Origin of the sequence: Williamsia sp., assembly GCF_016462415.1 — a bacterium.
Taxonomy (GTDB): domain Bacteria; phylum Actinomycetota; class Actinomycetes; order Mycobacteriales; family Mycobacteriaceae; genus Williamsia_A.
This window is the reverse complement of the sequence record NZ_JAEMTF010000026.1, coordinates 18,355-30,960: the sequence shown is the minus strand read 5'-3', so window position 1 is coordinate 30,960 and position 12,606 is coordinate 18,355. Positions and strand designations below refer to the sequence as shown.

Annotated in this window: 13 protein-coding genes; 9 read left to right on the top strand and 4 right to left on the bottom strand. The window is 69.4% G+C overall.

Features of this window, described 5'->3' with window-relative positions; genetic code table 11:
* The first annotated feature begins 23 nt into the window (after positions 1 to 23).
* The 3 genes from JHC79_RS08995 to JHC79_RS08985 are packed head-to-tail and all read left to right on the top strand — an operon-like array spanning position 24 to position 2,536.
* The gene (locus tag JHC79_RS08995) at positions 24 to 884 is read left to right on the top strand and encodes a hypothetical protein (protein WP_296389818.1); all 861 of its coding nucleotides are present in this window, start codon (positions 24 to 26) and stop codon (positions 882 to 884) included.
* Positions 885 to 935: 51 nt separating this feature from the next.
* Positions 936 to 1,631: a transketolase gene (locus JHC79_RS08990; protein WP_296389817.1), complete on the top strand. Its 696-nt coding sequence runs from the start codon at positions 936 to 938 to the stop codon at positions 1,629 to 1,631.
* Positions 1,628 to 2,536, top strand: a complete 909-nt coding sequence (locus JHC79_RS08985; protein ID WP_296389816.1) for a transketolase — start codon at positions 1,628 to 1,630, stop codon at positions 2,534 to 2,536. The genes JHC79_RS08990 and JHC79_RS08985 overlap by 4 nt, the downstream gene beginning before the upstream one ends.
* A 229-nt stretch (positions 2,537 to 2,765) precedes the next feature.
* On the opposite strand, the gene JHC79_RS08980 is transcribed toward JHC79_RS08985, so the two are convergent.
* On the bottom strand, positions 2,766 to 4,076 hold the full coding sequence (locus JHC79_RS08980; protein WP_296389815.1) for a WS/DGAT domain-containing protein: 1,311 nt from the start codon (positions 4,074 to 4,076) through the stop codon (positions 2,766 to 2,768).
* 39 nt (positions 4,077 to 4,115) lie between these two features.
* Positions 4,116 to 5,333, bottom strand: a complete 1,218-nt coding sequence (locus JHC79_RS08975; protein WP_296389814.1) for an acyl-CoA dehydrogenase family protein — start codon at positions 5,331 to 5,333, stop codon at positions 4,116 to 4,118.
* Between the two features lie 106 nt (positions 5,334 to 5,439).
* Between JHC79_RS08975 and JHC79_RS08970 the strand changes: the two genes are divergently transcribed.
* The 4 genes from JHC79_RS08970 to JHC79_RS08955 all read left to right on the top strand — a co-directional run bounded on the left by JHC79_RS08970 (position 5,440) and on the right by JHC79_RS08955 (position 7,429).
* A complete protein-coding gene (locus tag JHC79_RS08970; protein ID WP_296389813.1) occupies positions 5,440 to 6,303 on the top strand; it encodes an LLM class flavin-dependent oxidoreductase in 864 nt (287 codons plus the stop codon).
* 103 nt (positions 6,304 to 6,406) lie between these two features.
* A complete protein-coding gene (locus JHC79_RS08965; protein WP_296389812.1) occupies positions 6,407 to 6,838 on the top strand; it encodes a DUF5994 family protein in 432 nt (143 codons plus the stop codon).
* Entirely contained in the window at positions 6,838 to 7,017 is a 180-nt protein-coding gene (locus JHC79_RS08960) for a hypothetical protein (RefSeq protein WP_296389811.1), read from the top strand. The genes JHC79_RS08965 and JHC79_RS08960 overlap by 1 nt, the downstream gene beginning before the upstream one ends.
* Positions 7,018 to 7,225: 208 nt before the next feature.
* Entirely contained in the window at positions 7,226 to 7,429 is a 204-nt protein-coding gene (locus JHC79_RS08955) for a cold-shock protein (RefSeq protein ID WP_188489746.1), read from the top strand.
* A gap of 91 nt (positions 7,430 to 7,520) precedes the next feature.
* Here JHC79_RS08955 and JHC79_RS08950 read toward each other — a convergent pair whose 3' ends face one another.
* Positions 7,521 to 8,459, bottom strand: coding sequence for an ROK family protein (locus JHC79_RS08950; protein ID WP_296389810.1), 939 nt, complete (start codon positions 8,457 to 8,459; stop codon positions 7,521 to 7,523).
* A 77-nt stretch (positions 8,460 to 8,536) separates the two neighbouring features.
* Between JHC79_RS08950 and JHC79_RS08945 the strand changes: the two genes are divergently transcribed.
* Positions 8,537 to 10,642, top strand: coding sequence for a DEAD/DEAH box helicase (locus JHC79_RS08945; RefSeq protein ID WP_296389809.1), 2,106 nt, complete (start codon positions 8,537 to 8,539; stop codon positions 10,640 to 10,642).
* Between the two features lie 43 nt (positions 10,643 to 10,685).
* Positions 10,686 to 11,486: a crotonase/enoyl-CoA hydratase family protein gene (locus tag JHC79_RS08940; RefSeq protein ID WP_296389808.1), complete on the top strand. Its 801-nt coding sequence runs from the start codon at positions 10,686 to 10,688 to the stop codon at positions 11,484 to 11,486.
* 15 nt (positions 11,487 to 11,501) lie between these two features.
* On the opposite strand, the gene JHC79_RS08935 is transcribed toward JHC79_RS08940, so the two are convergent.
* Positions 11,502 to 12,584 (bottom strand): NADH:flavin oxidoreductase/NADH oxidase, encoded by a 1,083-nt coding sequence (locus tag JHC79_RS08935; RefSeq protein WP_296389807.1) that lies wholly within the window; start codon positions 12,582 to 12,584, stop codon positions 11,502 to 11,504.
* Positions 12,585 to 12,606 lie beyond the last annotated feature (22 nt).

The window sequence follows — 12,606 nt, the reverse complement described above, 5'->3', positions numbered from 1 at the left end:
CGCTATGGCATAGCCTGTCATCCATGGATGTAAAGCTCGCCGTGGAGCTCCCGTTCAAGGTCGGTTTCGCGATCACCAGTGTCGCGCTGGCGGCCGTGGAGTCGAGTGTGACGATCGCGCGTCTGACCTTCGAGAACGTCGCGCACGAGGTCAACGGTGTGCTGGGCGTGGAGGACGAGAACTTCTCGGCGCGCACACCTCTGCAGCTCATCGGTCAGGTCGCCGAGATGCTCGGACCCGATCGGCCCATCGGTCGGATTCTCGGCGAGGACGGCCCCCTCGATCGGTTGTTGGCTCCGGGTGGCGTGGTGGATCGACTGACCGCCGGCGACGGGTCACTCGAGCGTCTGACCGCCCGCGGCGGACTGCTCGATCAGATGGCCGAGGAGAACGGCATCCTGATCCGCCTCACCGCCAAGGACGGCCCCCTCGACCGCCTGAGCCGCAAGGGCGGCGTGATCGATCAGTTCACCGAGAACGAGGGCATCCTCGAACGCCTGACCAGCGAGAACGGCATCATCGACAAGCTGACCGCCGAAGAGGGCCTGCTGAACAAGATGACCGACGAGGGCGGGATCATCGACCGTCTCGTCGTCGAAGGCGGCCTGCTCGACCAGCTCGTCGGCGAGGGCGGGGCCATCGAGCGGGCCATCGCCCCCAACGGTCCCCTCGACCGGATCACCGAGCTGACCGACACCATCGGCCAACTCGCCCCCAGCATCATGGCCATCCAGGAGACCGTGCACGAGTTGCGCGATGCGGTGGACGTGCTCAACCACGCGGTCACCCCGCTCGGCGATCTCGCCGGCCGCCTCCCCCGGCGACTCACCCGGGGCGGCGGCAAGCAGCACGAGCTCAACGGGCACGACCACCACCACGACTGACGTCGCGGCCGGGGTTGACCTCAACCCGACTTGAAGTCGGATCGTGGTTGCATGACGACGACCACGCACCGTGCGACCTACGGTTATCGGGATCTGCCACACCTTCTCGCGCGCATGACCGGCGACGAGAAGCACGACCCCGCTTCACAATCCACCCTCGACGTCGTGTGGGTGCTCTATCACGACGTCCTCGCGCTCACACCGGATCGCGTCGCCGATCCCGACCGTGACCGGTTCTACCTGTCCAAAGGGCACGGTCCGATGGCGTATTACGCGACGCTCGCGGCACACGGATTCTTCCCGGCCGACTGGCTCGATCACTGGATGGAGTTCGATTCGCCGCTCGGTGCGCACCCCGACCGCACCCTCATACCAGGATGCGAGATCTCCGCCGGGTCCCTGGGGCACGGTCTGCCGCTGGCGGTCGGGACGGCACTCGGGCTGCGTGCCCGCGGCAGTGACGCGCACGTCTACGTCCTGGTCGGAGACGCCGAGCTGGACGAGGGTTCCAACGACGAGGCCATCGCATTCGCGGGCGCCATCGGACTCGACAACCTCACGGTCGTCGCCGTCGACAACTCGTCGTCGACCCACAACCGGCCACATCGCCTCGCGCGGCGCTTCGACGTCGAGGAGTGGTCGAGCATCGAGATCGACGGGCACGATCACGACGCCATCCGGTCCGCGCTCACCCACTCCGACCGCCGCCCCGCATTCATCGCCGCACTGGTCGAGAGGAAGCGATGAACGACCCACGCGAACAATTCGCCGCCACCGCAGTCGATCTCGTCGACACGCACCCCGACACGGCCATCGTCTACGCCGAGATCGCCGGTCAGTACCTCGGTGCCGCGCAGCATCGCCACCCCGACCGCGTCATCAACGTCGGCATCCGCGAGCAGCTCATGGTCAACGTCGGTGCCGGGATGTCACTGGCCGGCATCTTCCCGATCGTCCACACGTTCGCGCCGTTCCTTGTCGAGCGCGCCTACGAGCAGATCAAGTTGGGCTTCGCCCATCAGGACACCGACGGGATGCTCGTGTCCACCGGCGGCTCGGTCGACATGGCGGCCGTCGGTCGGACGCATCAGACCAGCGCCGACGTCGCGTTGATGGGCGCGGTACCGGGATTCGCCGTGCATGTTCCCGGCACCGCCGCGGAGGTGGACCAGATCATCCGCAACGGACACGCCGCGCGCGGTCGGAGCTACGTACGCGTGACCGCGCAACAGAACTCGGTCTCTTTCGACGTCGGCGACGGCCGGTTGCACCGGGTGCGAGATGGATCGAGCGGCCTCGTGGTGATCGCTGTGGGCCCGGTGCTCGACGCGGTCCTCGCCGCGACCGAGGGACTCGACGCCACCGTCTGCTACACCGCCACGGTGCGTCCGTTCGACGGAGACGGCCTGCGCGCAGCAGTCGGCGACGCGGTGCCCGACGTGGTGCTCGTCGAGCCCTACCTCGGCGGGACCTCGGCACACCAGGTGAGTTCGGCCCTCACACACCGACCGCACCGCCTGCTGTCGCTGGGCTTCGGTGTCGACGAACTCCGGCATTACGGGACTGCCGCGCAACACCTTTCCGCCGCCGGATTGGATGCCGCCGGGTTGGCCGTCTCGATCCGCTCGTGGCGGATGCCGGTTGCCGTGTGACCAGGGCGGGCCTACGGTGGGTGACACCGGAATGAATGGGAGAAACGCCATGGGACAACCGATCCCCGCGCCACCGCCGCCCGAGCCGGAACCGGCTCCCGAACCCTTCTCACCCCCGGTACCCGAGCCGTCACCGGTGCCGGCCCCGCCACCGGAACCGACGGTTCCGGCACCGGAACCGGGACCCGGCCCCACGCCACCGGAGCCGCAACGGCCCGTGACGATCTGATCAGCCCAGCGCGTCGACCACCCGGTCGCGATATCCGTCCAGGTCGCTGACCACGTCGGGGGACGCGGTGATGGAGATGGCCACGATGTCCCCGATCCCGTGGACGCCGTGGGTGAGGGACTGCACCGGTGACAGCGCCGGGAACCCGGCCGTCACGTGGACCGTCCCGCCACCGATGGAGAGGTCGGCCGCGCCGCGATGCACGCTGGAGACCACGGTGTGACCGGTCACCAGTTCGGGCACGACGGCGGTGTCGAAGGACCGCACGCCCCAGTGCAGAAGTGTTGCGGGGACCGATCGCATCGCCGCGGACTCCGCCTCGACCAGCCGGTGGTCGGTGCGGCGACGTGCGGCGGCGAGGTCGGCGCGGATCGCGGCGGCCCGGCGGGTCGGATCGGCCTCGTCGACGTGGAGGGCGACACCGGCGTTGCGAAAGTGGTTGCGCGCACGGGCCGGTCCGGATTTGGCGATGGTCACCTCGGCCCGCAGGTCACCGTCCGGACGTACGGCCAGGTGACGATCCAGGGCCTCACCGATCACGACGAGCGCCCCGACGGTCACGCTCCCGCCGAGATCTCGGAGTCGCTGTGCCGAGGTGAGCACCACCCGCAACTCGCGTCGTTCCCCCGGGGCGGCGTTGATCGGCGCTCGCGGACCACCGGGCTGCGGCGACGGGAGGTCGCCCGCGGCGATGTCACGCTCGAGGTCGCGGTGGGCGAGGTGGGCCCGGCGTCCCCGAGCCATGAGGGAGACGAGTTGCAGCGGTAACCGCGCGACCCCGAGTCCGGCCATGAGCGTCGACCCGATGTCGAAGGACGGAACCGACGAGGCCGTCTCGGGCGGCGCGATCGGGCGGGAGTCGAACAACTGCCGGGCGATGCGCGTGGCACGAGAACCGTCGGCGAGAGCGTGCGCGATCTGCAGGACGGCCACGACCATGGTCGCCCCGTCCGCACGGGGCGCACCCTCTACGGCGTCGTACAGATGGACCCGCCAGGCCTGCGTCGTGGCGTCGAGGTGATCGCCCATTCGTCCCGCGAGGTCGGCCAGACATCGCCCCCAGTCGGACACCCCGCGGTGGATTCGGATCTGATCGGCGGTGACGGGTGCCGCCACCCAGTACGGGTGGTCGAGCGTGGCGGGCACCTCGCGGACCCGGAGTCGCAGGTCGGCGATGGCCGACGCCCGCTCCTCGAGATCGGCCGCGATCCGCTCGATGGGCTCACGCACCCCGACGAAACCGAACAGCAGGAACTGGTCGTTGGGGATCTTCGCCGACATCCAGTGGGTCTGGGCGTCGGTGGCCGTCATACGCTCCACGCGGCACGCTAACACCGCGGTCCCGGAGGGTCAGGACGTGCGGCTGCCTGCGCTCCACGCATACGGCAGGTCGGCGTCGTTGAGCACATGTGCGCCGATCGACTGCAACTTGTAGATCAATGGGTTGTGCACCGAGATGGTGCGCGCGTTGCGCCAGTGCCGGTCGAGGCGCAGCCGCTCGGAGACGATCGATGCGCCACCCACCTCGAAGAGCTGGCTGGTGGCCGCGAGGACCTGCTCGATCACGGTCGCCTGAGCCCGCGCCGACGCCAGTTCGGCGGCGTCGAGGTGGGCGTCGTCGAACGCGCCGGTCTGCGCCGCGTGGTCGAGGGCCACGTCGAGGGTGTCGGCGACGGCGAGGACGGTGACCCGCGCCGAATACGCGGCGGCCGAGAGGCGACCGATGACCTGCTGGACCAGCGGATCGTGTCGGGGCAGGTCGGCGGTGGCGTGGGTGTAGCTGCGGGTGCGGTCGCGCACCCACGCGGCGGCGTCGTCGGTGGCCCGCTGGGCGATACCGGCGAGCACTGCGAGTTGGACGAGCTGCAGGTACGAGGTGCCGTAGGTGCGGCCCGCGGCGCCGTACCCGGCGCCGAGCAGACGGTCCTCGGGCACCCGGACGTCGACGAACTCGGTCGTGCCACTGGCGGTGAGGCGCTGACCGAAGCCGTCCCAGTCGTCGTGCTGGGTGACGCCGTCGGCGTCCCCGTCCACCAGTACCGAGACCCGCTCGCCGTCGAGATCGGCGGCGACGAGGATGTGGTCGGCGTAGAGGCTGCCGGTGCTGTAGTACTTCGTGCCGTTGAGCACCAGTCCGTCGGCGTCACGCGTCACCGCGGTCCGGTATCGATCCACCGCGCCGACGCCGGGCTCGGTGATCGCGTTGCCCACCAGGCGGCCGTCGGCGACGGCGCGCAGCCAGCGCTCACGGGCTTGCGCGTCGGTCGACAGACGCTGATCCTCGACGAAGCTCCAGTGCACCCGAAGCGCCTGCGGCAGGTTGGATTCCGCCGACGCCAGGTCGATGAGCAGGTCGAACACCTGACGCACGGTGGCACCGAATCCCCCGAACTCAACCGGGACACGCAGAGCGCCGAACCCGGCCTCGCGCAGCCAGCCGGCCTCGTCGTAGGCGAGGCGGCGATCGATCTCGCGCTCGACCGCCCCTTCGGCGATGCGGGCGAAGATGGGGTCGAACCTGGCGTGCAGGTCGGCGTCGGACGTGGTGGCGGCGATGGAGATGGTCACGACCGCAAAGTATCGCTGTCATCGGCGCGGCGAGACAGACCTGAGATCACGGTGAACGAAACACCGCACCCTCACCGTCGTCCACTGGCGCCGTACTCTCGGCGGCATGCGCCACGGAATCGCGATCCTTCCCGAGTACCGCTGGAACGACGCCCGTCCCCTGTGGTCGCGGGCCGAGGAACTCGGCTTCGATCACGCGTGGACCTATGACCATGTGGTGTGGGGCGGCCTGCCGGAGTCGGAGTGGTTCGGCGCGATCCCCACGCTCACCGCCGCCGCCACCGTCACCTCCGGGATCGCGCTGGGGATCTTCGTGGCGTCGCCCAACTTCCGCCACCCCGTCCCGTTCGCGCGCGAACTACAGACCGTGGCCGACGTCTCCGGCGACCGCCTGCTGGTCGGTCTCGGAGCCGGCGGGGACCCCGACTCCACCATCCTGGGAGGGGAGTCACTGTCACCGAGACACCGCGTCGATCGCCTCCAGGAGTTCACCGAACTGCTCGACCGGGTGTTGAGCACCGACCATGTGACGTCGGAGGGACGCTGGTTCTCCACCACGGACATGCGGCTGCGCGGCACCCCGATCCGTCCACGGAATCCGTTGCTGTTGGCGGGCAACGGTCCCCGATCGGTCGACTATGCGGCGCGTACCGGTGACGGATGGATCACCACCGGTCCCCGCGCCGACGACCTCGACGCGTGGTTCGACGCGGTCGCGGTCAGCTCCGCGAAGCTCGACGAGTCGCTGGCCTCGGCAGGTCGCTCCCGCGCCGATTTCCCGACCTACCTCAGCCTGGACTCGTCGCCGGTGGCGTCATTGTCGAGTGTCTCGCTCTACGGCGACATGACCGCGCGGGCTGCCGAACTCGGCTTCAGCGACGTCATCTGCCATTGGCCGCGCGAGACCGACCCCTACCGCGCCTCCGTCGAGGTGCTCGACGAGGTGGCCGAGCAGTTCGTGCGGCGCTGAACCGCAGGTCGCGGCGTAGGCTCGAGGGTGTCGATGCGAATTCCGCCGCTGGCGTGATCGCCGACCTCGTGGAGCGATTCCGGCTCCGGATTGGAGCGTCATCATGACGCTGCACGACTCAGGATCCGCCCGCGTGGACACCGCGCCGCACGCCCCCTCCCCCAGCAACCCCGTCCGGCTCGAGATGACCCCGGACGGCGCGCCCCGCCTGTCGGTGGACGGCGCCTGGTGGCCGTACTCCGACGACCTCGAGACCGAGGTCGTCGGACTCCTCGCCGCGTTGCGGCCGGAGTACGGCGGCACCGAGCGGGTCGCCTACCGCTTCGAGGACTGGCGGCCGGCGTCGCGTCGCATCGACTCGTCAGCAGGACAGATCAAGCTCGACGGCTATCACCACCGAGTTCCCGAGACGATCACCGTGGTGGGTTCGTCTCGGCGGCAATGTCTTCTGGAGATCATCCCGCCCACCTCCTCGGACGGCGATGCGCGAGATGCGATGGCACACGTCCGCGGCACCACGTCGGTGGCCGTCTGATGGGGCAGCGGTTGGATCTGCCTCCGGTCGCACGACGCGTGGACTCCGAACTCAGCGCGTTGGCCGACGGTGGGATGGATCCGGAAGTGCTGCGCGAATTACGAGCCGTGCTGGTGAACGCGTTCACCACGCTCGAGAACGATCTGTTCATCGAACGGGGCCGGGCGACGCGCCGATGAACCACATCGTGCGACTGCCTTGACATGTCGGAGTCGGACCTGTTGACTGGTTCTCGGTTCAAGTTTTTGTGTTCGATTGTCGCTCGCAAGAATTTACACAAGAGCGCGTCGGGACATTCTAAAAAATTCCTTTCGCACCCGTTGTGGTAGTACCCGATGTCTCACACGAGGTGGGACGTCGATCTTACGGAAACAAAGGAAACATCCCATGACTCAGGGAACTGTCAAGTGGTTCAACGCCGACAAGGGCTTCGGCTTCATCACCCCGGATGACGGCGGCAAGGACGTCTTCGTCCATTACTCCGAGATCCAGGGTGGCGGATTCCGCAGCCTGAACGAGAACGATCGCGTGAGCTTCGAGACCGAGCAGGGCAACAAGGGCCCGCAGGCCGTCGGCGTCACCGCCGTCTGACCCTCGCTTTCTCCGATCAGCCCCGTTCGCAGCCGATTTCGGCAGCGGGCGGGGTTGATTGCTGTTCTGGGTCGGTTGTCCCGACCGGCCACTACCGCGCCGGTGGCATCAGATCCGCGCGGTGGATGAACGCCGCCGCACCGACCAGCGGAGCCGCGTCGCCGAGACCGGCCGCCACGACCCGGACCCGCGCCACGTAGTCGAGTGGATGCTGCGCCACCCGCGCACCGATGAGCTCGATGAGGTCCGGCGCAACGCGGGCGAAACCTCCCCCGACCACCACGAGGTCGATGTCGAGGAGCGCTGCGGCGCTCGAGATACCCTGCCCCACAGCGTCCGCCAGCCGCGCGATCGCTCGGTCCGCTCGTTCGTCGCCGCCGGCACGGGCACGCGCGAGATCCTCACCGGTCGTCCCGGCCCAGCCCTGCGCGCGGGCCCAGTCGACGATGTGCGGTCCCGAGGCCACCGACTCCAGCGTCGTCCGACGCCCCAGGCTGAGCTCGCCGGTGAACTCCGACACCTCGATCTGACCGATGTGTCCGGCGTTGCCGCCGATGACCCGGCCGCCGAGGATCATCCCGCCACCGATCCCGGTGGAGATCACCATCCCCAGCATGTTCTCCACCCCGCGACCGGCGCCCACCCAGTGCTCGGCGAGCGCGATGGCCACTCCGTCGCGGGCGAACGCCACCGGAACATTCGGTGAACGCCGAGCAACCCAGCCCGCCACCACATCTCGTAACGGGTGTCGATGCCAGACCGCGAGATTGATCGGGCTGACCGTGCCGGCACGTTCGTCGACCGGTCCGGCGCAGGAGACCCCGACACCGATGAGGCGTAGCCCACCCAGCCGATCGAGAACCCGGTCGATCACCGAGGTCACCGCTGCGTCGAGCTCGTCGGCGGTGCGTGTCGGACCGGTCGGTGCGCGGAAACGGGACCCGTCGACCACAGATCCCACCGAGTCCACAAGCGCAGCCTCGACTTTGGTTCCGCCGACATCGACGGCGAGGACAACAGGGCCGGTCACAGGGGCAGTCTAGGCGAGCGGCCTGCCTGGACCGCTGGCGATCTCCGGTGTCGGCGCAGGGCGGTAACGTGCCAACGATGACATCGGCAACGCACGACCCCGCACTCTGGACGCCGGAGCGGGCACAGACAGCGGCCACCGTCATCGCCGCGCTCGCCGGCCCGGACGCCGCACTGCGCGAGGACCAGCTCACGGCCGTGGCCGCGCTCACCGAACCCGGCGCGCGCGTGCTGGTCGTCCAGGCCACCGGCTGGGGCAAGTCCGCCGTCTACTGGGCGGCGACGGCGATCCTGCGTTCCGAGGGTGCCGGTCCGACACTGATCGTGTCCCCGCTGCTGTCGCTGATGCGCGATCAGGTCGCCGCCGCACAACGCGCCGGACTCACGGCCGCGACGGTCAACTCGTCGAACGTCGGGGACTGGAACGCGATCGAGGAGGATCTGCGATCGGGCAGCCTCGATGTGCTGCTCGTCTCCCCCGAACGTCTGGCCAACCCGGGCTTCGGCCGGCGTGTGCTCGACGCGGTGTCGGACACACTCGGGCTGCTGGTCATCGACGAGGCGCACGCCATCTCCGACTGGGGCCACGACTTCCGGCCCGACTACCGTCGCGTCGCCGACGTGCTGGCGAGCGTCAACACGACCATGCCGGTCCTGGCCACCACCGCCACCGCCAACGAGCGCGTCACCGACGACGTCGCGCGCCAGCTCGGCCCGGCGACCCTCGTCCTGAGGGGACCGCTGGCCCGGACGTCGCTGCAGCTCAACGTCATCGACTCGATGAGTCCCATCGAGCGATACGGCTGGGTCGTCGACCACATCGCCCGTCTACCCGGGTCGGGGATCGTCTACGTCCTGACCGTCGCCGACGCCCAGCGGCTGGTCGACGCGGTGCACGCCGTACACGGCGACGAGATCCCCATCGCCGCCTACACCGGGCAACTCGACGCCGACACCCGACACCGACTCGAGGACGGTCTGCGCGCCAACGAGCTGAAGGCACTGGTGGCCACGTCCGCACTCGGGATGGGCTACGACAAGCCCGATCTCGGGTTCGTGGTGCACGTCGGGTCACCGCCGTCGCCGGTGTCGTACTACCAGCAGGTCGGCCGTGCCGGGCGCGCCATCGACCACGCAGTGGTCGCGTTGCTGCCCTCGCCCTCGGACACCGGGATCTGGGACCACTTCGCCACCGCGACCATCCCCGACCCGGAGCAGATGACGAAGGTGCTCGCCGAACTCGACGCGTCCGACGAGCCGCCGTCGGCGATCGCCATCGAGGCGTCCACCGGCATCCGGCGCACCAAGGTCGAGCTGATGCTCAAGCAGCTCGCGGTCGACGGGGCGGTCGATCGCGTCGAGGGAGGGTGGCGGTCGACCGGCACGCCCTGGGCGTACGACGCCGAACACTACGACGGCATCATCGCCACCCGACGCCGCGAGGCCGACATCATGCGGGCCTACACCCGCGGCGAGCGGTGTCTGATGGCGCTGCTGGTGGAATCTCTCGACGACCCCGAGGTGCAGGCGTGCGGCCGCTGCTCGGTCTGCCGGGGCGCGCTGTCGGAGGGACTGCAGGGCAGGCCCGCGGACGCGACCGTCCGCGCGGTGTCGTCGACCCTGCGGACCGGCGCGCACGAGATGGAGCCCCGCAAGATGTGGCCCGGCGGCGCGTTCGGTGCCAAGGGCCGGATCCCCGCCCAGTTGGGTGCCGAGACGGGACGAGTACTCGTCCACGCCGACGCGCCGGAGTGGACCGACACCCTCGACGGCGCACGCCGGGGTGACACCGATGCCGTCGCCGATGTGGCCGCCGCCGCGGTCTCGGCCCTGTCGGCATGGCGATCGAGTTGGGTGTCGCGGCCGGACACGGCGATCTCGCTGACCCTGACCTCATCGTCGCTCTGCGCGACGATCGCCGATCATCTGGCGCAGGTGGGAAAGCTCGACCGCGATGTGCTCCCGATCGAGTCGTCCGACACCCCTGGCCGGGATTCCTCGGGAGCCGACGAGGCCGCGTTCTGGCGCACCGCACTCGGGGCGCCGCCCGACGTCGTCGGCAAATCGGTTCTGCTGGTGGTGGATTCGACACGGACCGGATGGCCGGTCACCGTCGCCGCCGCGAAGCTCCGTGAGGCAGGCGCCACCGCGGTCCTGCCGCTCGTCATGCACCGACCGGCGTGAACACCGGCCCGCACCGACCGACCCGGAGAAAAGGACCCCCACGATGACCGACGCACTGCTGACCGAACGCACCGATCAGGTGGTCACCTGGACGCTGAACCTGCCCGAGAGTCGTAACCCCATCTCCGACAACGAGATCATCGATGCGCTGGTCGACGCCGTCGAGACCGCCAACGCCGACGACGAGATCCGCGTCGCCATCCTCACCGGCGCCGGCAGCGCATTCTCCTCCGGCGGCAACGTCAAGCACATGCGAGACGGTGTCGGGATGTTCGGCGGCACCCCCGCCGAGCTCCGCCAGGGGTACCGGCGGGGGATCCAACGGATCCCGAAGACGCTGTATCACTGCGAGATCCCGACGATCGCCGCGGTGAACGGCCCCGCCATCGGCGCCGGCTGCGACCTGGCGCTGATGTGCGACATGCGACTCGCGTCGACGACGGCGGTGTTCGCGGAGAGTTTCGCCAAGGTCGGCATCATCCCCGGGGACGGCGGCGCATGGCTGCTTCCGCGCGCGATCGGACTCGCCCGCGCCAGCGAGATGGCGTTCACCGGGGACTCCATCGACGCGACGACCGCGCTCGACTGGGGACTGGTGTCGAGGGTGTGCGAGCCCGACGAACTCCTCGACCACGCCCACGCCCTCGCGGCCCGGGTGGCGTCGAATCCACCGCATGTCCTGCGGATGACGAAGCGCCTGCTGCGGGAGGGACAACAGCAGAGCCTGGAGAGCCTGCTGGAACTGTCGGCCGCCATGCAGGCGATCGCCCATCACACCGACGACCACCACGAGGCGGTCGACGCCATGCTCGAACGTCGTCCGCCCCGCTTCACCGGCCGCTGAGCTCCGGCGGGGAGATCAGTCGCGCCACGCACCCCGGGCGTACTGCGGACGGTACGGCGCCTCGTGGTGCGTGAGCCCCAGGTCGTGGGCTGCTCGTAGCGGCCACGCGGGGTCGCGCAGAGCCGCGCGGGCGAGGAAGACCGCGTCCGCCTGCCCGGTGGCGACAATGGTCTCGGCCTGCTCTGGATCGGTGATCATGCCGACCGCGGCGGTCGCAATGTCGGCCTTGTCGCGGACCTGCGCGGCGAACTGCACCTGGTAGCCCGGACCCACGGGGATGTCGGCGAGCACGTTGCCGCCGGTGGATGCGTCGACGAGGTCGACACCACGGTCACGCAGGATCTGCGCGAGCGCGACGGAGTCGTCGCCGGACCATCCGCCCTCGGTCCAGTCGGTGGCCGAGATGCGCACGAAGAGCGGCTTGCTCCAGACCGCGCGGACCGCGTCCACGACCTCGAGCAAAGCCTTGGTGCGCCCCTCGAAGTCGCCACCGTAGGCGTCGTCACGCGTGTTCGACAGCGGCGAGAGGAACTCGTGCAGCAGGTAGCCGTGCGCGGCGTGGATCTCGACGACGTCGAATCCGGCGGCGTCGGCGCGGCGCGCGGCGTCGGCGAACGCTGTGGTGATGTCGCCGATCTCGTCGACGGTCAGGGCGCGCGGGACGTCGTAGCCCTCGAAGGCGATCGCCGACGGCGCCACCGTCTGCCATCCGCCGTCGGAGACCGGGACCGAACCCTCGGCGTCGGCGAACGGAGACCAGGTGGACGCCTTGCGGCCCGCGTGGGCGAGCTGCGTACCGATCAACGAGCCCTGGCCGTGGACGAAGTCGACGACGCGCTTCCACGCGGCACCTTGCTCGTCGTTCCAGATTCCCGCGTCCTCCGGGCTGATCCGTCCGTCGGCGGTCACCGCGGCCGCCTCGGTCACGATCAGACCGAATCCACCGATGGCGTGCGAGCCGAGATGCACGAGATGCCAGTCGGTGGGCACGCCGTCACGGTCGAAACAGCTGTACTGACACATCGGGGAGAGCCAGACCCGGTTGGAGATCGTGAGATCGCGGAGGGTGATCGGGGTGAACAAGGTAGGTGAGGTCACGCCCGAGTCCAACAGGATCGAC